Origin of the sequence: Gordonia jacobaea (assembly GCF_001186365.1) — a bacterium.
GTDB classification, from domain to species: domain Bacteria; phylum Actinomycetota; class Actinomycetes; order Mycobacteriales; family Mycobacteriaceae; genus Gordonia; species Gordonia jacobaea.
The window spans coordinates 1-21,329 of record NZ_LDTZ01000022.1; the positions used below are offsets into that span (position 1 = coordinate 1).

General features: G+C 66.4%; 20 protein-coding genes and 1 pseudogene. 14 read left to right on the top strand and 7 right to left on the bottom strand.

Annotated elements, in window-relative coordinates; genetic code table 11:
* The 4 genes from ABW18_RS18630 to ABW18_RS18645 form a co-directional block, all read left to right on the top strand.
* On the top strand, positions 1–997 hold a 997-nt coding region (locus ABW18_RS18630; protein ID WP_049700500.1), incomplete at its 5' end, for a glycosyltransferase 87 family protein.
* A 78-nt stretch (positions 998–1,075) separates the two neighbouring features.
* Entirely contained in the window at positions 1,076–1,537 is a 462-nt protein-coding gene (locus ABW18_RS18635) for a hypothetical protein (protein ID WP_049700501.1), read from the top strand.
* A gap of 109 nt (positions 1,538–1,646) precedes the next feature.
* Positions 1,647–3,215: an acyl-CoA synthetase gene (locus ABW18_RS18640; RefSeq protein ID WP_049700502.1), complete on the top strand. Its 1,569-nt coding sequence runs from the start codon at positions 1,647–1,649 to the stop codon at positions 3,213–3,215.
* A 76-nt stretch (positions 3,216–3,291) separates the two neighbouring features.
* Positions 3,292–5,721 carry a DNA polymerase III subunit gamma and tau gene (locus tag ABW18_RS18645; RefSeq protein ID WP_049700503.1) on the top strand — a complete coding sequence of 810 codons (2,430 nt, stop codon included), beginning with the start codon at positions 3,292–3,294 and terminating at the stop codon, positions 5,719–5,721.
* A 39-nt stretch (positions 5,722–5,760) separates the two neighbouring features.
* On the opposite strand, the gene ABW18_RS18650 is transcribed toward ABW18_RS18645, so the two are convergent.
* Positions 5,761–7,092, bottom strand: a complete 1,332-nt coding sequence (locus tag ABW18_RS18650) for a class I SAM-dependent methyltransferase (protein ID WP_049700504.1) — start codon at positions 7,090–7,092, stop codon at positions 5,761–5,763.
* A complete protein-coding gene (locus ABW18_RS18655) occupies positions 7,089–8,480 on the bottom strand; it encodes an FAD-binding oxidoreductase (protein ID WP_049700505.1) in 1,392 nt (463 codons plus the stop codon). Before ABW18_RS18655 ends, ABW18_RS18650 begins: the two co-directional genes overlap by 4 nt.
* 80 nt (positions 8,481–8,560) lie before the next feature.
* Between ABW18_RS18655 and ABW18_RS18660 the strand changes: the two genes are divergently transcribed.
* The 7 genes from ABW18_RS18660 (at position 8,561) to ABW18_RS18690 (ending at position 12,836) form a co-directional block, all read left to right on the top strand.
* The gene (locus ABW18_RS18660) at positions 8,561–9,001 is read left to right on the top strand and encodes an SRPBCC family protein (RefSeq protein ID WP_049700628.1); all 441 of its coding nucleotides are present in this window, start codon (positions 8,561–8,563) and stop codon (positions 8,999–9,001) included.
* A 28-nt stretch (positions 9,002–9,029) separates the two neighbouring features.
* Positions 9,030–10,010 carry a pseudouridine synthase gene (locus ABW18_RS18665; protein ID WP_083444459.1) on the top strand — a complete coding sequence of 327 codons (981 nt, stop codon included), beginning with the start codon at positions 9,030–9,032 and terminating at the stop codon, positions 10,008–10,010.
* Positions 10,011–10,162: 152 nt separating this feature from the next.
* Positions 10,163–10,534, top strand: coding sequence for a hypothetical protein (locus tag ABW18_RS18670; protein ID WP_049700630.1), 372 nt, complete (start codon positions 10,163–10,165; stop codon positions 10,532–10,534).
* A 23-nt stretch (positions 10,535–10,557) separates the two neighbouring features.
* A complete protein-coding gene (locus ABW18_RS18675; RefSeq protein WP_039856699.1) occupies positions 10,558–10,926 on the top strand; it encodes a YbaB/EbfC family nucleoid-associated protein in 369 nt (122 codons plus the stop codon).
* Between the two features lie 6 nt (positions 10,927–10,932).
* Positions 10,933–11,544, top strand: a complete 612-nt coding sequence (gene recR / locus ABW18_RS18680) for a recombination mediator RecR (RefSeq protein WP_049700506.1) — start codon at positions 10,933–10,935, stop codon at positions 11,542–11,544.
* 5 nt (positions 11,545–11,549) lie between these two features.
* The gene (locus ABW18_RS18685; RefSeq protein ID WP_049700507.1) at positions 11,550–12,092 is read left to right on the top strand and encodes a uridine kinase family protein; all 543 of its coding nucleotides are present in this window, start codon (positions 11,550–11,552) and stop codon (positions 12,090–12,092) included.
* An 18-nt stretch (positions 12,093–12,110) separates the two neighbouring features.
* The gene (locus ABW18_RS18690; RefSeq protein WP_049700508.1) at positions 12,111–12,836 is read left to right on the top strand and encodes a uracil-DNA glycosylase; all 726 of its coding nucleotides are present in this window, start codon (positions 12,111–12,113) and stop codon (positions 12,834–12,836) included.
* A gap of 491 nt (positions 12,837–13,327) precedes the next feature.
* Here ABW18_RS18690 and ABW18_RS18700 read toward each other — a convergent pair whose 3' ends face one another.
* Together ABW18_RS18700 and ABW18_RS18705 are read right to left on the bottom strand one after the other, a co-directional pair.
* Complete coding sequence (locus ABW18_RS18700) at positions 13,328–14,050, bottom strand: type 1 glutamine amidotransferase (RefSeq protein ID WP_049700510.1); 723 nt, start codon at positions 14,048–14,050, stop codon at positions 13,328–13,330.
* Positions 14,047–15,372 carry a MurT ligase domain-containing protein gene (locus ABW18_RS18705; protein ID WP_049700511.1) on the bottom strand — a complete coding sequence of 442 codons (1,326 nt, stop codon included), beginning with the start codon at positions 15,370–15,372 and terminating at the stop codon, positions 14,047–14,049. Before ABW18_RS18705 ends, ABW18_RS18700 begins: the two co-directional genes overlap by 4 nt.
* A 179-nt stretch (positions 15,373–15,551) precedes the next feature.
* Between ABW18_RS18705 and ABW18_RS18710 the strand changes: the two genes are divergently transcribed.
* The 3 genes from ABW18_RS18710 (at position 15,552) to ABW18_RS23515 (ending at position 17,506) form a co-directional block, all read left to right on the top strand.
* Entirely contained in the window at positions 15,552–16,610 is a 1,059-nt protein-coding gene (locus ABW18_RS18710) for an alpha/beta hydrolase (RefSeq protein ID WP_049700512.1), read from the top strand.
* 140 nt (positions 16,611–16,750) lie between these two features.
* On the top strand, positions 16,751–17,116 hold the full coding sequence (locus ABW18_RS18715; RefSeq protein ID WP_049700513.1) for a DUF732 domain-containing protein: 366 nt from the start codon (positions 16,751–16,753) through the stop codon (positions 17,114–17,116).
* A gap of 210 nt (positions 17,117–17,326) precedes the next feature.
* A complete protein-coding gene (locus ABW18_RS23515) occupies positions 17,327–17,506 on the top strand; it encodes a hypothetical protein (RefSeq protein ID WP_414651987.1) in 180 nt (59 codons plus the stop codon).
* 274 nt (positions 17,507–17,780) lie between these two features.
* On the opposite strand, the pseudogene ABW18_RS23520 reads toward ABW18_RS23515, so the two are convergent.
* The 3 genes and pseudogenes from ABW18_RS23520 to ABW18_RS18730 all read right to left on the bottom strand — a co-directional run.
* Positions 17,781–18,851, bottom strand: a pseudogene (locus ABW18_RS23520) (MinD/ParA family ATP-binding protein); the annotation flags it as partial.
* Positions 18,852–19,045: 194 nt separating this feature from the next.
* Positions 19,046–20,038, bottom strand: coding sequence for an EamA family transporter (locus tag ABW18_RS18725; RefSeq protein ID WP_049700515.1), 993 nt, complete (start codon positions 20,036–20,038; stop codon positions 19,046–19,048).
* Positions 20,039–20,234: 196 nt separating this feature from the next.
* A complete protein-coding gene (locus tag ABW18_RS18730; RefSeq protein ID WP_049700516.1) occupies positions 20,235–21,257 on the bottom strand; it encodes an LLM class flavin-dependent oxidoreductase in 1,023 nt (340 codons plus the stop codon).
* Between the last annotated feature and the right edge of the window lie 72 nt (positions 21,258–21,329).

The window sequence follows — 21,329 nt, forward strand, 5'->3', positions numbered from 1 at the left end:
CATCGCGCTGTACCTGGTGATCATGCTGTGCTTCCGGTCGCTCGGCAGGCAGGCAACGTGGCCGCTGCGGCTCATCGCGCTCTCGCTGATCGCCGTCTCGCTGCTGCTCGAACCGGTCCGCACGACGGTCTGGTACGGCCAGATCAACGTCTTCCTGTTGCTCATCATCCTGGCCGACCTGCTGCGTGTCGACAGACCCAAGGGCGACAACAGTCGGGGCATGGGGGTCGGCACCGGGATCGCCGCGGGTATCAAGCTGACCCCGTTGATCTTCATCTTGTACCTGGCGATTCTGCGTCGATGGCGCGCGATGTTCGGGGTCATCGCGGGTTTCGTCGGCACCATCGTCGTCGGATTCATCGTGCTGCCAAGCGAATCCTGGTCGTACTGGACCGACAAGCTCTTCGACTCCAATCGAGTCGGAGCGCCGCAAACCGTTGGAAATCAGTCGATCCGCGGGTGGTTGGCCAACCTCATCCACACCGACGCGCCGAATTCGTTGCTGTGGGGTGTCCTGGCCCTCGCGGCGCTCACGCTTGGCATGTATGCGGCCGTACTCGCGCACCGGCACGGCCAGGAACTCCTCGCGCTGAGCATGGTCGGCATGACGGCATGCGCGATCTCGCCCATGTCATGGGGACACCACTGGGTGTGGTTCGTGCCGATCTTGGTGATCTGCGTGAATCTTGTGCTGCGCATTGATCTGTCGCCGCTGCGTCGAGTACTGGCAGGCGTGGCGGGTGTCTGCCTGATTCTGGTGGCGTTCTCGTGGCGCACCTACCTCGCGCACCCGATCTGGTTCGTCAACAAGACGGTTCCCGACGCCTACCTCATCGGACTGTTTTTCAAACACGGCATCAGTTGGCTCGAATGGTTCACCGTTTATCCCTACAACGCGGTGTTCCTCTGCACGGCAATCGCGACAATCGTCGTCTATCGGTCGTCGAACAACACGGTTGTGACCGGCGCCGATAACGTTCGCGACACGGTCGGCTAGTTGCGCTAACGACTCGTCGCTGCAACTCGACGTGAATGGTGAAGGGTCCGAGGCTCCACATTCTCAAGGAGGCGCACCATGATTCGACGTTCGATGACACGCAGAATGATCACTGGGCTCGTCGGTGCCTGCGCGGTAGCCGCAGCCACGATCGGGGCAGGGCACGCCGCGGCTGATGAATCGGTCTACGGCGAGGTCGGAGTGCGGTGTTACAGCCTCAACCCCAACGTCTTCGATTTCCCCTCGTACGCGGGCATACATGTCCAGCGGCGAGCGGGAGACAACACGTTCACCATGTGGGGAGACAGCAAGAGCTTCTTTCGCTATTACTCGGACACGAGAGTCGCCGTCACCCAACTCTCCAATGGCGCGACGCGCACCTACAACACGCACTGGGTCCACACGATCGCCGACGACAGCGGCTATCGGATCGACGACATCCCGGGCCGCGGCAAGGTGAAGATCACGATCAATGCCGTCAACCGCGGACTGCTGACGCTGCGCGCACCCGAATGCTCCGGCGTCGTCGATCTGCAGTAGCACTACTCGGTTATTGTCAATTCACTGAACTCGGACACGGGTGGGCAATAAGCTGTCGCCAACTCGGCGGAGTCGCGAGCATGCTCCGCCCCGATGGTGGGAGTCAGTCATGGCAGGACGAGTGGTGGTACCCGATTCGATGGATCTCGGTTCGTGGATTGCGCGACGCGCAGCGATCATCCCGGATCACCCGGCACTAACCTTCGACGGTGAGACACTCACCTTCGCCGAATTCCAGCGTCGAATCGACCTGCTGGCCGAGCGATTGGTCGACGGCGGAGTCGCCCACGGCGATCGCGTTGCCTACCTCGGACCGAACCATTCGGCTTTCTTGGTCGCGCTGTTCGCCTGCGCGCGAGCGGGCGCGACGTTCGTCCCGCTCAACTTCCGGCTCACCGGACCCGAGCTCGCGTACATCCTCGATGACTGCGGCGCAACAACTCTCATCGCCGACGCCTCGCTGACCGGCGTCGTCGACGACGTGCGCGCAGACATCGACGTGCAGCGGTTCATCGCGGTCGGCGGTGCTGACGGATGGGAGAACTTCGACGACGTGCTGGCATCGGGTGTGCCGGTCGCCGATCCGGTGTTCGCCGACGCCGAGGATGTCGCGGTCATCATGTACACCTCGGGGACCACCGGCCGTCCCAAGGGTGCCATGCTCACGCACGGAAACCTGTTCTGGAACAACATCAATGCGCTACTCAGCTTCGACACCGTCTCCACCGACATCACCTACACCGCGGCGCCGCTGTTCCACATCGGCGGCCTCAACGTCACCACACTGGTCACGCTCCAGAAGGGCGGCCACGTGATCCTGTCGGGAGCGTTCGACCCAACACAGACACTCGCCGACATCGAAAAATACCGTGTGACAACGATGTTCGGCGTGCCCGCGATGTTCCTGTTCATGAGTCAGGTGCCTGCTTTCGTCACCGCCGATCTCTCGTCCCTGCGATACCTCATCTGCGGTGGCGCTCCGGTACCCGAGCCGTTGATGCGCACCTACGCCGACCGCGGAGTCACGTTCGCGCAGGGCTACGGCCTCACCGAGACGGCTCCGCTCGCACTCGTGATGGGTATCGACGAGTCGGAGAAGAAGATCGGAGCCGCGGGCAACAGGGTGCTGCCGCTCTCGAACGTGCGACTCGTCGACGCCACCAACGCCGAGGTGGCGCCGGGGCAGCCGGGCGAGATCTGTGTTCGTGGACCCCAGGTGATGGTGGGCTACTGGGACAATCCCGGCGCCACCGATGCCGCGATCGACGACGACGGGTGGTTCCACACCGGGGACGTCGGACGTGAGGACGAGGACGGTTACGTCTACGTCATCGACCGCGTGAAGGACATGGTGATCAGCGGTGGCGAGAACGTGTACCCCGCCGAGGTCGAGAGCGTGCTCTACAGCCATCCGGCGGTTGCCGAGGTCGCGATCGTCGGACTCCCGGATGACAAGTGGGGTGAGGCCGTCACCGCGGTCGTCGCGACGGCGCCCGGCGAGACCGTGACACTGGAAGAACTGCGCGAGTTCGCGGCCGACCGACTCGCCCGCTACAAGCTCCCGCTGCGTCTGGAGTTCATCGACGCGCTGCCGCGCAATCCGTCCGGCAAGGTGCTCAAGTTCGCGCTGCGCGACCGGTTCGGGGCTGAGAACACCACGGCCAGCCCGGCAGTCTGACCTGCCGCGACAGGTCGCTGTGCACAGCCGTAGGGGAGGGGGCTGCGCTGTCGGTGATCGCCGGTAGTCTCGACGCGTGGCTCTGTATCGCACCTATCGTCCGGCAACGTTCGCCGAAGTCGTCGGGCAGGAGCACGTCACCGATCCGCTCAGCCGCGCCCTCGACGGAAACCGCATCAATCACGCGTATCTGTTCTCCGGACCGCGCGGATGCGGCAAGACGTCATCGGCCCGCATCCTTGCGCGCTCACTGAACTGCGAGCAGGGCCCGACGTCGACGCCGTGTGGCGTCTGCTCGTCGTGCGTGGCCCTCGCGCCGGGCGGGCCGGGCAACCTCGACGTGATCGAACTCGACGCAGCCAGCCACGGAGGCGTCGACGACACACGTGAACTGCGCGACCGCGCCTTCTACGCACCGTCGGAGTCGCGATATCGCGTGTTCATCGTCGACGAGGCGCACATGGTCACCAACGCGGGGTTCAACGCGTTGCTGAAGATCGTCGAGGAGCCGCCGGAGCACCTCATATTCGTCTTCGCCACCACCGAGCCCGAGAAGGTCTTGCCGACCATCCGCTCGCGCACCCACCACTACCCGTTCCGGCTGCTCGCGCCGCCGGTCATGCGCGGGCTGCTCGAGAACATCTGCGCCAAAGAGGGCGTCGTCGTGGCGCCGGATGTCTATCCGTTGGTCATCCGCGCGGGTGGCGGCTCGCCCCGCGACTCGCTGTCGATCCTCGACCAGCTACTCGCTGGTGCATCCGACGAGGGCGTCACCTACGACCGCGCCCTCGCACTGCTCGGCGTCACCGACATCGCACTCATCGACGACGCCATCGACGCCCTTGCCGCCTCCGATGGCGCAGCGCTGTTCGCGACGGTCGAGAAGGTCGTCGACGCCGGGCATGATCCTCGACGCTTCGCCGTCGACCTACTCGAGCGGCTGCGCGATCTCATTCTGCTGCAAGCAGTTCCGGACGCTGCCGAACGCGGACTGGTTGAAGCACCGGGAGACCAACTCGCGCGGATGCAGGGGCAGATCGAGCACCTCGGACCGGGCGGACTCACCCGCTTCGCCGAGATCGTGCACGAAGCTCTCGGCGAGATGCGCGGCACCACGTCGCCGCGCCTGCTGCTCGAGGTGATGTGCGCGCGGATGCTGCTGCCATCGGTCTCCGCCGACGACGCAGCGCTGCTCCAGCGTCTCGAACGACTCGAGTCGGGCGTCGCTCCGGACGGAGGGAACGCCGGCGGTGCAACGCCCTCGCCGTCCGCGCGCGCCGAGGGTGCACCCACCGCGGCACCCGCCCCGCCGCCCGTCGACCCGCCCAAGTACGTCCGCCCCTCGCAGCGCAAGACGGCCGACGAGCCCGCCGCCCAGGCTGACGCGGCTCCCGCAGAGGCCGTGGCGCCCCCCGCTCCGCGCGATGAGGCTGCCCCGGCCGTCGGCGGCGATACTCCCGCTGGTCGAGCAGACCGGAGCGCCAGCGAAGGCGTCACTCCCGCTGGTCGAGCAGACCGGAGCGCCAGCGGAGGTCGTGTCGAGACCACCCCGCCCGAGCCCACGCGCGGTGATGCTCCCGCTGCCGCGTCCGCGGGCGATTCCCTCGCTGCCGCTGCCGAGCCCGCGAGCGATTCCCTCGCTGGTCGAGCAGACCGGAGCGCCAGCGGAGGTCGTGTCGAGACCACGCCCTCCGAGCCCACTCCCGCGGCGGCAGCACCCGCCGAGCCCACGCGCCCGATGCCGAAGCGCGAAGCGCAAGCGACGCCCGAACCTGCCCCGACGCCGGAACCGGCCGCGGTGGTAGCCGCAGACGACGACATCCCGCTGCCCGACGAGCCCGTCGACGACTACGACGCGCCAGTCCCCGACGACGGTCGACCGTCCATGCCGCGCAGCGTCGAACCCGAACCCGAACCACAACCAGAACCCGAGCCGCAGACCGGCCTCGACGTAGAGACCGCGCGCAAGCGTTTCCAGGAAGTGCGCGCCGCGGTCCGTGAGCGGTCGAAGAGTCTCGAGCCGATGCTGTCGAACGCCGTCGTCGACGAGATCCGCGACAACATCGTGGTCTTGGCGCATCCCGTCGAGGTGTTGGTCGGCAGGTTGTCGGCGCCGCACGCGGTGAACATCATGCGCGAGGCGCTGCGCGAGGTCTTCGGAACCGAACTCGACGTGCAGACGATCCACAAGATCGTCGACGTGAGCGCGCCCGCGAAAAACGCAGCGGGCCAACCGGATCGGCAGCAGCGTCGTGCTCAGACCTTCTCGCGTCCGAGCCGCGCTCGGGGCAGCTCGGGCGAGCAGTCCGACGCTGCCGCGGCACCGGAGGCCCCGGCCGAGCCCGAGGAGCCCGAACCGCCACGCCAAGACGACGACATCCCCGACGCGGAGCGTGCGGAGATGGTCGCCGAGGTGCAGAACGCCACCCCCGAGGGACGCTTCGACCCGAACAAGGTCGCGATGGAACTGCTCAAGACCGAGCTGGGCGCCCGGCCGCTGGAGTAGCGCGAACCTCGCGCCGCTACCAGCGGATTCGAGTCGCCTCTATGCGTCCCACCACGGGCGCAGCGGGAGATCGCTCTGACCGTACTCGTCGAGCTTGGTCGCGAGGACGTGGTGGAGCTGAACGATGTTGCGCTCGAAGCCGATTCGGCATCCGGCCATGTAGAGGCCCCACAGTCGGGCGGTACCCTCGGTGACCTCTTCGACGGCCTCGTCCCAGTGCTCGACGAGGTTGCGGTTCCAGTCGCGCAGGGTCATGGCGTAGTGCGGGCGGAAGTCCTCCTCGTGCAGCACCTCGAGCCCGCCGATGTCCTGGATCTTCGAGATGATCTTGCCGGAGCCGGTGAGCTCGCCGTCGGGAAAGACGTACCGGTCGATGAACGATCCGGCGCGTGCGTTCTTGAAGTTGTCGGGCCGAGTGATGCAATGGTTCAACATCATTCCGCCGACCCGGAGCTTGTCGCGGATGAACGAGAAGTACGCCGGGTAGTTGTGGACCCCGATGTGCTCGGTGAGTCCGATCGACGAGACGGCGTCGAAGTCGCTCTCGGTCACGTCGCGGTAGTCGCTGAACCGCACCTCGGCGAGGTCGCTGAGTCCCTCGTCGACGATCTTCTTCTGCGCCCACTCGGCCTGTTCCGCGGAGAGTGTGACGCCGAGCGTCTTGACTCCGCGCGACGCTCCGTAGCGCACCATTCCGCCCCAGCCGCAACCGATGTCGAGGAGACGGTCACCCGGCTTGAGTCGCAGCTTGTCGAAGATCAGACGGTACTTGTTCTCCTGGGCGGTCTCCAGCGACGCCTCGAGATCGGGGTAGACCGCGCAGGTGTAGGTCATCGACGGTCCGAGGACCCACTCGTAGAACGTATTCGACACGTCGTAGTGATGATGGATCACCTCGGCGTCGCGAGTCTTACTGTGCCGCAGTCCTTCCGCGAAGCGTCGCCAGCGCGGCAGTGCCTCCTGGGGCGGCGGCGCGATCGGCTTGAAATGCTCGATGCCCAGCGAGCGGGCCACATGTGCCAACGTCAGCGGAGACGGACGCTTGAATTCGAGGTCGGCGGCCAAAGCACGCAGCGCCTCGTAGGGGTCACCGGGGTGGGCACCGATCAACTCGAGGTCGCCTGAGACGTATGCGCGCGCCAACCCGAGATCCCCGGGGGCGGTGACGAGATACGTTGTGCCACGGGCGTTCTTGAGGTTCAATCCGTACTCGGCGTCGGCGGGACCTGCCGAGCTGCCGTCGTACGCGGTGACCCTGATGCTGAGATTGCCGCCGACGAGCGACTCGAAGATCTGCGCCAGAGTCATTTTGCCCTGCGAGGTGTCCGAGGGAGAGGGAGACGCGGGTACGTTGTCCTTGAACGTGGTCATTGCCGTTTCACCGCTTTCGCATAGAGGTCGAGAAGCCGGCCGCGAGGGTCGTACCGCTTCTTCAGGAGTCGATAGTGTTCGCCACCGTAGAGTTCGTCGAACTCTTCGGGGGAGTAGAAGGATTCCGAATACAGCGATTTGTGGCCGTCGAGATCGGCCACCTCTCGCTCGATGAGCTTGTTGGCGTGTCCCGGGTCGTCGGGCGTCACGGGCACCGCAGACCAGAACCCGACGTTGACGTAGGTGCGCTTGGGCTCGAGCGGGTAGAGCGGCCAGGGGCGTGCGGCGTCGGCGACAGCCAGCGCCGGCTCACGTAAACGCAACGGGCACAACCACACCGGCTCGATCGGAATGTTCTCGAGGAACCACTCGAGGTACGCGGTGGTGTTCTCGATGGGAACCTCGATGTCTTGCACCACCCGCTCGTTGGCGGGCAAACCCTTGCGCTTGTTGAGTCTGTCGGCGATGTCGAAGCGCTGGTCGTAGCCGATCAACTTCCAGTAGAAGCTGCTGCGCAGCAACTTCTTTGGCCAAAGCCGTCGAATCTTGGGGTTCTGGGCACCGAAGGCTCGTGAGCACCAGAACCAGTCGGTGTCCCAGCGCCAGAGGTAGTCGTGGATGGTCAGGCGGTCGCGCTTGATCCCCGAGGCGTGCTGGATGGACCGGTAGTAGATGTCCATCCCCGTGTAATCGCTGACCGGACCGGCCTCGTCGGTTTGGCGGCCGACGGTCAGGTAGGCCTCGTCGGCGGTGAAAACCACACCATCGAGGTAGTCGACGCGCTCGCCGTCGTAGCTACGCTCGTCTGCGATGGTGTTCATCGTCGACTGCAGTGCCGCAAGATCGTGAAAACGTATGTGGCGCAATGCGACGTACGGCTGAACGGTTTCGAGCTCGATCTTCAGTCTGACCGAATACCCCAGCGTCCCATATGAATTGGGGAAGCCGAAGAAGAGTTCGGAGTTCTCGTTGGTCGGGGTTGCGGTGACGATGGAGCCGTCGCCGGTCAGAATGTCTATCTCGAGCACCGACTCGTGCGGCAAGCCGTTGCGGAAGGATGTGCTCTCGATGCCGAGACCCGTGACCGCTCCGCCGAGGGTGATGGTCTTGAGCTGCGGCACCACCAGCGGCGCCAGCCCGTACGGCAGCGTTGCGGCGACCAGGTTCTCGTAGGTGCACATCCCCGCGACGTCGGCGGTCTTGGCCACCGGGTCGACGGAAATCACCCTGTCGAGACCCGATACGTCGAGGCCGGGATGCGGATTCTTGGCGCGTGCACGAAACAGGTTCGACGTCTTTTTCGCGAGACGGACCGTTGCTCCCGGCGGAATTGCCCGATAGCTGGCCAGAAGGGTGGCAACCCCGTCGTCGAATGCCTGTGCCCCCATCTCCAACCGTCCAGAAGTCACTTGGCTAGCCTAGGACCTGATCAGCACGCCCGCCAATCTGCCATGAAGGAGTGCCCGTCGTGGGTGAGATTTCCGCCAGTCAATCGATCGACATCGCCGCAAGTGCCGACCAGGTGATCGGGGTGCTTGCCGACTACGTCGACGCGCGTCCGGCGATCCTTCCCGAGCAGTACCGCGACTACAAGGTCATCAGCGGCGGCCAGGGCGACGGCACGGTGGTGCATTGGATTCTGCAGGCGACCTCGAAGCGTCAGCGCGACGTCAAGGCGACCGTCAGCGTCGTGCCGGACACCATCACCGAACGCGACGAGAATTCGTCGATGGTCACCACCTACAAGGTCACCCCGGCCGGTAGCGGTTCCAAGGTCACCACGACCACCACGTGGAACTCCAACGCCAGCGGCATCGGCGGCTTCTTCGAGAAGACGTTTGCGCCCAAGGGTCTCGCGAAGATCCAGGCACAGTTGCTCGCGAACCTGAAGGCGCGGGTCGAGAAGTAAAGGCCAGTTCTGCGGACCGGTTCGCACGATGAGTCCGCAGGACGACGCCCGGACGCCACGACGTCGCGGTCGCGCCCGGCCCTCGCCGCTGCCGGTGCGCGACGGCGTCGACGCGACGCGCGTCGTGGTGCGCCACGGCGAGGAGCGGACCGTCGGGGAGTCGCTGCTGGCCAGCCCGTCGCTGGCCGACCTGACCGTCGACGGCCTACGGGAGCGGACTGCCGCTGGCGAAGTGGTCGACGCAGATGGCAATCGCGCCGACCTCGACGCTCCCGCCCGTGCCAACACGTCGTATTACCTGTATCGGGACCTGCCCGACGAGATCGAGATCCCGTTCGACCTGCCGATCCTGTACCGCGACGAGAACATTGTCGTCGTCGACAAACCGCCGTTCCTCGCGACCATGCCGCGCGGGCGGCACGTCGCCCAGACCGCTTTGGTGCGGCTGCGGCGTGAACTCGGCAACGACGCGCTCGCGCCCGCTCACCGGCTCGACCGCCTGACGTCCGGGGTGCTGTTGTTCACGGCCCGCCCGCAGGTGCGCGCGGCGTATCAGGACCTGTTCGCCCGACGACTCGCGCGCAAGGAATACCGTGCGCTGGCACCGCTCGACGACGCGCTGCGCACCCCGGCGACCGTGCGCAATCGCATCGAGAAAACGGCCGGTGACCTGCGGGCTCTGGTCGTCGACGGCGAAGTCAACGCGGTCAGCGAGATCACTCTGATCGAGGATGTCGGGCTTGGCCACGGCCTCTACCGTCTGCGTCCGCACACCGGACGCACCCACCAACTCCGCCTGCACATGGCATTGCTCGGGGTGCCCATCGTCGACGATCCGCTGTACCCCGACGTACGCCCCGACCTCGCTGAACTGCCCGATCGAGGCGACTTCACCCGGCCGCTGCGCCTACTCGCGCACAGCCTGGAGTTCGACGACCCGCTGACCGGCGAACCGCGGAGATTCGTCAGCGGTCGGCACCCGGAACAGTCGCCCGCCCGGGCCGGGTGAGCAAGTGCGTACACAATCGTGTCGTCAGCGGAGGGCCATCGAAATTATTGTCGCGGCCCCTCGCTCAGGTACGAGTTGTGTACGTAGTAGTGGCAGTTGCGGGCCCGGACGTGGGCTCGATCAGCCTCGAATGCGTCGCTAGGCTGACATTCGTGACCATCCACGCCTCCTACGAGCGACACCCCGATCTCGGGTGCGAGGCCGTCGTCTTCATCGACGACGAATCGATGGGCTGCTTCCAGATTCAGCGCGACCTGGTCAGTGACTCCGAAGCGGGTGGCCGTGTGGGCCCTGGCCTTGGAGGCTCTGGCCGCGAAGGCTATTGCGTCACCACGGGAGCCAGTGCGCCCGTCTACGGCGGGGTGGTCGAGTGGCGTCGCGTCGACAACGACCGGATCGAGTTCGCGCTCACCCCGAAGGCGGGCAGGCTTTTCGGCGACAACCTGCTCTCCTTCCAGATCACGCCGGTCGGCGACGAGAGTGTCGACGAGATCATCGAGCATGTCGAGCGACTGCTGCGGTGAGCGCACCGACTATCCTGGTGAACGTGACTCAACCTTTTGACCCCAGTTCCCTGTTCGGCGGCGGTGACGGCGGCGAGAATCCGATGGCGGGCCTGCTCGCTCAGGCGCAGCAGATGCAGGAGAAGTTGCTCGCGGCGCAGGAGGAGATCGCGGCAACCGAGGTCACCGGTTCGGCCGGCAACGGGCTGGTCACCGTGACCGGAACCGGTACCGGCGAGGTCACCGCGGTGACCATCGATCCCAAGGTCGTCGACGCAGACGACGTCGAGACGCTGCAGGATCTGGTCCTCGGTGCGCTGTCGGATCTCGCGTCCAAGCGTGACGAACTGACGAGCGCGAAGATGGGACCGCTCGCAGGCGGACTCGGCGGCGGACTTCCCGGCCTCGGCTGACACTTCATGTACGAGGGCCCCATCCAGGATCTGATCGACGAGCTGGCCAAACAGCCAGGGCTCGGCCCCAAGGGTGCGCAGCGCATCGCCTTCCACCTGCTCGCCGGTGAGAAGTCCGACATCGACCGACTCATCGCTGCCCTCGGCCACGTCCGCGACGACGTCACCTTTTGTGCGGAGTGCGGCAATGTCTCCGCGGATCGGCTTTGCCGCATCTGTTCCGACGCGCGTCGCGATGCCACCAAGATCTGCGTCGTCGAGGAGCCCAAGGATGTCCACGCGATCGAGCGGACCAAGGAGTTCCACGGTCGCTATCACGTGCTCGGCGGTGCGCTCGATCCGCTGTCGGGGATCGGGCCCGATCAACTGCGCATCCGCGAACTGCTTCGACGCCTCGCCAATCAGCCCGACGGTATCGACGTCAGCGAGATCATCGTCGCGACCGACCCCAACACCGAGGGCGAGGCCACCGCGACCTACCTCCTGCGCATGCTCAAAGACTTCCCGGGGCTGTCGGTGACTCGCCTGGCTTCGGGTCTGCCGATGGGTGGCGACCTTGAGTTCGCCGACGAACTCACACTCGGCCGGGCGTTGTCGGGGCGGCGGGTGCTGGCCTGACCGCCATGACACCTGAACTCGATATCCAGCTCGACGAACTCGCCGCGGAAATGGTGTCCGGCATCGTCGCCATCGACGGGCCATCCGGATCGGGAAAGACCACCGTGGCGGACGCGCTCGTCGAGAAGTTGCGCGCTCGCGGCACCGGCGTCGTGCTCGTCCGCACCGACGATTTCGCCACCTGGGACGACCCCGTGGCGTGGTGGCCGGAGATGGAATCCGATGTGCTGCATGCCTTTGTCCGACGTCGCGACTACCGGTATCGCCCACGGGAGTGGGTCGACGGTGAGCCACGCGTCGGCAAAAGGGTCTGGTATCGCTGGGAGCCCTTGCTGATCATCGAAGGGGTGTCGGCGGCGCGGCGTCGTATCGCCGACCGGTTGACGTACTCGCTGTGGCTCGACGGCGGCGCTCCCGACGAGCGACTCGAACGCGCTATTGCGCGCGACGGCGAGGCATCCCGGCCTCACCTCGAGAAGTGGCAGCAGTTCGAGCGCGGCTGGTTCGCCGTCGACCGCACGCGCGAGCGGTGCCGGGTGCTGGACTGACCCGCGTACCGTGAGCTCATGGCCTACCGCAGCATCGCGACACTCGACGCGGCGCTGATCCAGTGTCGTGCGTGCCCGCGGCTCGTCGCGTGGCGTGAATTGGTCGCCAGGGAGAAGCGTGCGGCCTTCGCCGACCAAACCTATTGGGGCAGGCCGATTCCCGGCTTCGGTCCGGCCGACGCCGCGATGCTGATCCTCGGGCTGGCGCCCGCGGCGCACGGCGCCAACCGGACCGGCCGAATGTTCACCGGCGACCAGAGCGGCGACGTGCTCTACCGTGCGCTCTACGACGTCGGGCTGGCCAACAAACCCACTGCGGTCTCGATCGACGACGGCCTGGAACTGACCGGCGTGCGGATCACCGCGCCCGTCCACTGCGCGCCACCGCAGAACAAGCCGACTCCGGCTGAGCGCGACCAGTGCGCGCACTGGCTACACAACGAAATCGACCTTCTCGCACCGACTTTGCGATCGGTCTTCGTCCTTGGCGCATTCGGTTGGCAGGCGGCGCTGACCGGGTTCGCAGGTCTCGGGTGGGAGGTCGCGCGGCCCCGACCGAAGTTCGGTCATGGAGCGCAGACCGTGATTCGACGCGGCGACCGCGAACTCACCTTGTTCGCGAGTTATCATGTGAGCCAACACAATACGTTCACCGGACGCCTGACGCCCGCCATGCTGCGCGAGGTACTGCGCGCCGCGGGCCGCCACGCGGGGTTGCCCGTTGTCGACGACGCGAGCGCGTGACTGATCGACCCGCTGAGGTGAGCCTTCGTATCGGAGCCGGCGGCCGAGTGGATACGATCGGCGTCAACAACGGTGTCCGCGTCGAAGCGGTGTGCAGCAGAACGGAAGTGACGGCGTCCATGAGCGAGAAGATGCGACGGCTCGCAGGTCGCGATCCCGACTCGACGTGCCGCTGCGGTCATCCCCGCGCAGCCCACGAACACTTCCGATCGGGCACCGACTGCGCCATCTGCGGGCCGGAGAAGTGCCCGCGCTTCCGCCGGGCGTGGTCTCGACAGGCTCGACCAGCGGAGTAGCGCTCGGCCGGCGGGTGGTCTCGACAGGCTCGACCAGCCGCGTGGGCGCTCGACCTCTCCCGCCGATTGAGCAGGGGGCGAACGCAGTGAGCACCCGTGTCGAAATCAGCCTCGACGCGGGGTGGTCTCGACAAGCTCGACCAGCGGGCTGGGCGCTCGACCAGCGGAGTAGCGCTCGACCAGCGAAGGTGGAGCTCAGCCTCGACGCCCGGCGGCGAGCCGCTCGCGGCGCAGCCGGTCCACTTCGGGCAGGTCCAGCGGTGCCAGCGAGTCGACGCCCATCGCGCGTGCCAAGAGCAGGTCGGCGAGCTGCGGGTTCCTTGCCAGCGCCGGACCGTGCATGTACGTCCCGAGCACCGAGCCCTGCACGACGCCCTCGGTCCCGTCGCCGACACCGTTGCCGACGCCGTGGCGGACCTTCGCGAGCGGCGCTGCGTCGGACCCCAGCGTTGTACCCCCGCGGTGGTTCTCGAATCCGGTGAGCTGATCGGTCAGTCCGGGCATCACCGGGTCGGTGACCACCTCGCCGATACTGCGTGTGGCCTGCGGCGACGTGGTCAGGTCGAAGAGTGAGATGCCGTCGACGCGTTCGCCTGCCGACGTCTCGTACCAGTGGCCGAGCACCTGGATCGCGGCGCAGATGGCGAGCACGGGACGTCCGGCGGCGGCGGCCCGCTGCAGACCCGGGTATCGCGTGAGATGCCGAGTGGCGAGCCGCTGGGCATAGTCTTCAGCGCCGCCGAGGGTGTAGACGTCGAGCGAGTCGGGCACCTCGTCGTCGAGGGTGATCTGCACGATCTCGGCGTCGACCCCACGCATGCGCGCCCGCTGACGCAGGATCAATGCGTTGCCGCCGTCGCCGTAGGTGCCCATGACGTCGGGCAGGACGAGGCCGATGCGCAGCGTCGACGTACTCATTGCTGTCCCTTCCGTGCGCGCTCGGCGCGTTCGATTGCGACGCCGAGGTCGCGGAACGCCGTGTAATTGGCCAACACCTCGACGCGTCCGGGCGGGCACGAGGCGATGGCTTTCGTGGTGTCGGGGATGGTGGTGTGCTCGGCGCCCGCGTAGAGCAGTCGGACCGACAGGTCGGCGGCGCGTTCGCCGGCCGCGACCACCTGCATCGTCTCGAATGCCTCGAAGCGCACGTCCCACAGCCAGGAGAGATCCTCGCCGTCGGGGACCTGACCGTTGACGGCGATGACCAGGCCGTCGGCGTCCTGATCGATCATCGAGAGCGCTTCCTGCCAACCCGCGGGATTCTTGGCGAGCAGCGTGCGCACGGAATGGTTGCCCACCTGGTGGATGCCGTAGCGTCCGGCCACCTCGCCGACGGTGCTGACGGCGGCAACGGCCTTCGCGGGGTCGGCGCCCATCGCGACGGCAGCGGCTACCGCCTGCGCGGCGTTGCCCCGGTTGGCGCGGCCGGGCACGCTCAGCGTCATCGGGGCCTCGAATCCGTCAGGGCCATAGATCTTTTCGTCGTCGACCCACCACTGGGGCGTCGGACGACGGAACGTCGGATCGCCTGTCGAATACCAGTCGACGCCGCTCTGAATCGACGGGTCGGTGGGGTCGCCGGAGGTGCGCGCGATCGGTTCGCCGGTGCGCGGGCAGCTCACCGAGTCGCCGACCCAGCTCGCACCCGCAGCCACCCAGACGACCTTCGGAGCGTCGAACGCGGCAGAGGTGATCAGGACGTCGTCGCAGTTGGCGATCACCGTCGTATCGGGGTGGCGTGCCAGGCCTTCGCGGAGTCGTCGTTCGATCATGTTGATCTCTCCGACGCGGTCGAGCTGGTCGCGTGAGAGGTTGAGCATCACCACGACCTCGGGGTCGACGGCGTCGCTCACGTGCGGAACGTGCAACTCGTCGACCTCGAGTGCGGCGACCGGCGCCGTCCGCTGCAAGCTGAGCGTCGCGATGATGCCCGCGTCCATGTTGGCGCCGTCGGCCTGGGTGGCGACCTCGCCGAGTTCCGCCAGAGCCGCGGCGGTCATGCGTGTTGTCGTCGACTTTCCGTTCGTCCCGGTGATCAGCGCGGTCCGTTTTCCGGCGGCGAGACGCCCCATGATGTTCGGGTCGATCTTTTCGGCGACCAGGCCGCCGATCATCGATCCCTTGCCACGCCCCGCGGTGCGCGACGCCCAGCGGGCAGCCGACGCAGCTCCGAGGGCTAGCGACGTACGAAGGGGGACACGGGTGGTCGAGCCACCCGGAGCGGGGACGCGGTCGGGCATGGGGAGAGTCTTTCACAGCGCCCCACGGCGCGCCGTCGGGGCGCAGCGCCCGCGCTGGTCGGGCCGCTCTTCGCTGGTCGAGCCGCCCCCTCGCTGGTCGAGCCGCCCCCACTGGTCGAGCCGCATCCCGCTGGTCGAGCTTGTCGAGACCACGCCCTCGTGCGGGTAGTCTCGCGGCCGTGAGTCGCGCCTCCAATCCCACGCTGTCCCCGCCGCTACGACCCGTTCGCTCGCTGTTGCGAGTCATCGGCCACGTACCACCGCAGGTGTTCGGTGCAGTGTCGCGATGGTGTCCGGTCAACGCTGACGGCGACCACGTCAGCGTCGAGATGCTGGCCGCGGCGGTGGCCACCGCAGTCCTCCCGGATGCCGACATGGGAGGCCCGACCATCGGCAGGGCGCGCAGCGGTTTGGCGCGGGTCGCAGCGCTCACCGCAGAAAAACTCCCGGTGCTTGCCGTCGAGGAGGATTTGGAGTTCGACGGCCCGGCAGGCCCGATCCCGGTGACGCGCTACCGCGCGGGCGTCGAGAGCCGCGGGTTGATCCTGTTCTTCCACGGCGGAGGGTTCACCACGGGCAGTCGCAGAAGTCACGACCCACTGGCGCGCAGGCTCGCCCTCGACACCGGCGCCGACGTCGTCTCGGTCGAGTACCGACTCGCGCCGGAGAATCCCTTCCCCGCAGCGGTCGACGACGCTCTCGCCGCCTGGCGCGGTGTGGTCGACGCCGCCCCGGGCTGGGGTATCCCCAGCGACCGGATCGTCGTGGCAGGCGACAGCGCAGGCGGCAATCTCGCGGCGGTCATCGCGCAGCAAGTTCGTGGCGAGCAGGTGACGCCGCTCCTGCAACTCTTGCTCTACCCCAAGACCGATTCCGTCGGCGAATACGGCTCAACCCGCGAGTTCTCGAAGGGCTACTTCTTGACCGCCGAGCGCATCGCTGACTTCACGGACATCTACGTGCCCGATCCTGCCCAGCGCGCCGATCCACGCGTCTCTCCGCTACTGGCACAAGACCTTTCAGGACTACCGCCTGCACACGTGGTAGTTGCTGGATTCGATCCTCTGCGCGACGAGGGCATCGCATACGCCGACGCTCTCGGTGCTGCGGGGGTGCCCGTCACGCTGCAGCGCGAGGGTTCGCTGATCCACGGGTTCGCCAACATGGCTGCGTTCAGTTCTGTTGCAGGTCAAGCGATCTCGCGGTTCACCGCCGTGGCTTCCGATGCCCTGCGCTGACGCGGGCCGCGCATCAGTAGAGTGGTCGACGGTTCGGGGCGAGTTCAGCTGTTTTACATGGGGGATGTGGCGTGAGGATGCCGAAAAGTGGACGCCCGGTGATCGGGGCAACGGGGATCAGGACGACGGGGATTAGGGCAATGCTGATTCCTGCGGCGGCCGCGGTGGTCGTCGGACTCGCGGGATGCGGCGGAGGCGAGAGCGATTCGACGCCGCCGAGCTCCTCGACTCCCGACGCTGCGAAAGCGTCACCGCTGCAAGGTGATCAGCTCTACCTCGCAGGGCTGAAGCAGCTCAACGTGCGCTTTCCCGACGACGCCGCCGCGGTCGCAGCGGGCAAGCAGGTGTGCGCGAATCTGAAGGCGGGCGACGGCCTCCTCGACGCCATACGCAAGGTGGGCAACGGACTCGACGACGCCGAGTCCGGCCAGGTCGTCGGCCTCGCAGCACAGACCTATTGCCCCGATCAGCTCGGAAAGCTCAGCGGCGTCCAGTCGGAGAACTGACTCAGAAGCGTTCGTCGGGCTGCGGGATCGACCCCGGTGGTGCCGGCTCGTAATGACTCTGCGCCGCAGCCGGATACGGCTGCGGCGGGGTGTCGGACTCCCTGGTCGGATACCCCGGTGCGCCCGCCGGAGGCTGGTATCCAGGCGGGGGCCCCTGATACCCGGCAGGAGGCCCCTGATACCCGGCAGGAGGCGCCTGGTAGCCGGGCGGTGGCCCTTGGTACCCGGGCGGAGGCGGCTGGTAGCCGGGCGGTGGTGCTTGGTATCCGGGCGGTGGCCCTTGGTACCCGGGTGGAGGCGGCTGGTAGCCGGGCGGTGGTGCTTGGTATCCGGGCGGTGGTCCTTGGAATCCCGGGATTCCGACACCAGCGGCAGGCATGCCCGGGTTGAACGAATCAGACACTGTCGCAGCGAGTTCCAGGAACGCATTACGGGTGTCGCGATTCATCTGGTCGAGGTCTATCTGCGCACCGGTCGCGAGATGGTCGTCGAACGGGATGATCTGCACCGCCCTTGTGCGGCCGAGGAAGTGCTGCGTCAGCATGTCCAGGTCGATCGGCGCACCTCCCGGCTTCGACGCAGAGATCACCACGACAGCTTGCTGGACGAGTCGCTGATAGCCGTGAGCGTTGAGCCAATCGAGTGTCGCTGCGGCACTTTCGGCACCGTCGACGGCCGGTGACGTGACCAGGACGATAGCGGTCGCCGAACTCAGGACCCCCTCCATCGCCGAGTGCAACAGACCGGTACCGCAGTCGGTCATGATGATGTTGTAGTAGTTCTCCAGAATTCCGATGACGTCGAGGTAGTCGTCGGCGCTGAAAGATTCCGATACTGCCGGATCACGTTCGGATGCAAGCACTTCCAGACGGCTCGCGGACTGCGACGTATGGCGCCGAACGTCGCCGTATCGGGTGACGTTCGGATCGTTCAGTAGTGAGCGCACAGTCGAACCGGTTTGCTGCGGGACACGTCGGCCGAGCGTCCCGAAGTCGGGATTCGCATCGACCGCGATCACCCGGTCGCCGCGCAGCGACGCGAACGCCGACCCGAGACCGATTGTGGTCGTGGTCTTTCCGACGCCACCCTTGAGGGAGAGCACCGCCAGGCGGAAATCGCCGGCCATCGGCCGACGGATGCGTGCGACCATTTCGTCGAGTTGTTGCTGCGACTTGCTTTGGCCCAGATTGATCAGACCGCCCGACACGGTACTCAGTGCACGACGCCATCCGGTTCCGCGCGCCGAAAACGGTATCGCTGCCTGTTGATTCGGATTGCCGGCACCGGGCCCTCCGGGGAATTGAGCACCCGGGTGCATTCCCGGCTGTTGCGCGCCACCCACGTAGAGGCCGCCGTACTGACCGGGCTCGGGATGGTGGGGCCACGGGGGAGTGGGCTGCTGTGCAGGCGCATTCGGGTAGGACGTGCCGGGCGCAGTCGGGTTGGGAGCGGCTGGTGCGGGGCTCGGCTGCTGTGGTTCGAAATGCTGATCGGGCGGGAGGTACTGCGCGACCGGCGGTGCTGGCGTCTGTGGCGTCTCGCCCGAGCGGCCCGTGTACCAGTTGACCTGCGCGGCGGGTGGCGCGAACTGCGCTTGCGGCGGTTGGGGAGCGTCTGACGGATGCTGACCCGCACCGACCGGCGCGTCGAGACGGCTTTCGTCGTCTTCGTGGCTATCGGACTTCGGCCACGATGACGGCTGTGAGCCTTCGGCGTGCGACATCTCGTTGATCATCCCCTCGTGCGTCCCTCGGCGGGCTCATCGCCCACCCCCTGATGCTGGTTCGACCACTGAATACTAGGGCGTCTAACAGTTGCGGTCGTGACGACGTCCTGCGACGACGCCATGTGCAGCGGGGCGGCTATCGATGGCAACGTATCGATCGCGCCGGAGCTTTCGGATGGGGAGCTAGTTGCCGCGCCCCGTTTTCAGTCATTTTCGGCGGCGCTGCCTACTCCGACCTGGTCTTTTGCGGCGGAGTCGCCGTGGGAATGACTGAAAACGGGAGGGGGTGTGGTGTGGGCGCGTGATCGTGGGGCGGCGAGCGCTCCTGCCGCGCATCCGGCGATGACCAGCGCGGCTCCGCCGATCTCGACGTAGGTAGGTTGCTCGCCGAGGAAGAGCCACGCTGCGGTGATCCCCACGACGGGAACCAGCAGCGACATCGGCGCGACTCGGCTGGCCGGGTAGCGCTGCATCAGCGACGTCCACAGACCTGACCCGGCGATGGTCCCGAGCAGCACCACATATGCCAGCCCAGCCAGCGCGATGAGACCTGACGTGGAGCCGAGTGTGGCCATGGCGTGGAAGCCCGCGGATGGTCCATCGACAGCGAGACTCAGCAAATACAGCGGGATCGGCGGCACCACCGACATCCACAGCGTCATCCGCAGCGCATCACCGGAGTTCGGCGGCAACGCGAGGCGGTTTCCGATGTTGCCGAATGCCCAGGACAGTCCCGCCAGAACGGTGAGAAGGATCGGAACGACGATGCCGACTCCGAGCGAACTGTGGCCCGCGCGGTCGACTCCGATCAGAACGATTCCGCCAACTGCGACTGCGATTCCGACCACCTGCGCCGGCACGAGTCGCTCCCGCAAGAACACGACGCCGAGCAGCACCGTGAACGGGGCCGACGTCTGCAGCACCAGCGACGCGAGGCCTGTCGGCATTCCGATGTTCATCGCGAGAAAAAGGAATGCGAACTGTCCGACGCCGAATCCGAACGCGTACAACAGAAACCATTTGATCTGCATTCGCGGGAACCGCACGAACAGCACCACCGGCACGGCCATGCCCGCGAACCGGAGTGCGGCGAAGAAGAACGGAGGGAAGTGGTTGAGGCCCAGGCGAATCGCGATGAAGTTCAAACCCCACAGCACGACGACGGTGAGTGCCAGCATGCGGTCGCGCGTTGTCATGTACTCATGTTCGAGGCTTCGGGAGTGAAGCACAATCGAAATAAAGTGCACTAAAGATGTAGGACAGCTTCATAAAATCGCCGCGCCGGCGCGCTGACGGCGTCGAAGGATCGCAGCCCACAACGCAAAACGCCGACGGCACCGGAAGTCGGTGCCGTCGGCGTTGGGTCAGAGGCGTATTGCCGCCAGCGGAGCGTTACCGCCAGCCGAGTGCGGGAGCGACGTCGTTGAGGATCGACTCCATCACGTGGGCGTTGTATTCGACGCCGAGCTGGTTGGGGATCGTCAGCAGCAGCGTGTCGGCGGCCGCGATGGCCTCGTCTTCGCGCAGCTCCTCGATGAGCTTGTCGGGCTCTGCGGCGTAGCTACGTCCGAACCGTGCCAGTCCGCCTTCGAGGTGACCGACCTGATCCTGGTCGTTGCGATCACGTCCGAAGTAGGCGCGGTCCATGTCGGTGGTCAGCGGGAAGATGCTGCGGCTCACTGAAACTCGTGGCTCGCGAGTGTGGCCGGCCTTCTCCCACGCGTCGCGGAAGCGCTCGATCTGCTCGGCCTGCAACTTGTGGAACGGGATGCCCGTGTCCTCGGTCAGCAGCGTCGAACTCATGAGGTTCATGCCCTTCTCGGCCGTCCACTTTGCGGTGGCCCGGCTGCCCGCGCCCCACCAGATGCGGTCGCGCAGACCCTCGGAGTAGGGCTCGATGCGAAGCATGCCCGGCGGGTGGGGGAACATCGGCCGCGGGTTCGGCTGTGCGAACTCCGCGCCCTCGATCACCTTGAGGAAGACGTCGGTGTGCTGGCGTGCCATGTCGGCGTCGGTTTCACCCTCGGCCGGGACGTACCCGAAGTACTTGTACCCGTCGATCACCTGCTCGGGGGATCCCCTGCTGATGCCGAGTTGGAGTCGACCGTCGGAGATGAGGTCGGCTGCGCCCGCGTCCTCGGCCATGTACATGGGATTTTCGTAGCGCATGTCGATCACGCCGGTGCCGATCTCGATGCTGTTGGTCTTTGCGCCAACCGCTGCGAGCAGCGGAAATGGTGAGCCGAGCTGGCGTGCGAAGTGGTGCACGCGGAAGTACGCGCCGTCTGCGCCGAGCTCTTCGGCGGCAACGGCGAGGTCGATGGATTGATGCAAGACATCTGACGCCGTCTGGGCTTGCGAACCCGGAGACGCCGACCAGTGTCCAAAGGACAGGAAGCCGATTTTCTTGGTCATGTGATATACAACCGGACCGCGGTCCAGTTATTCCGCTCCTCGGCGGCGTAGGTCGGTCGCGGCGCGACCGTT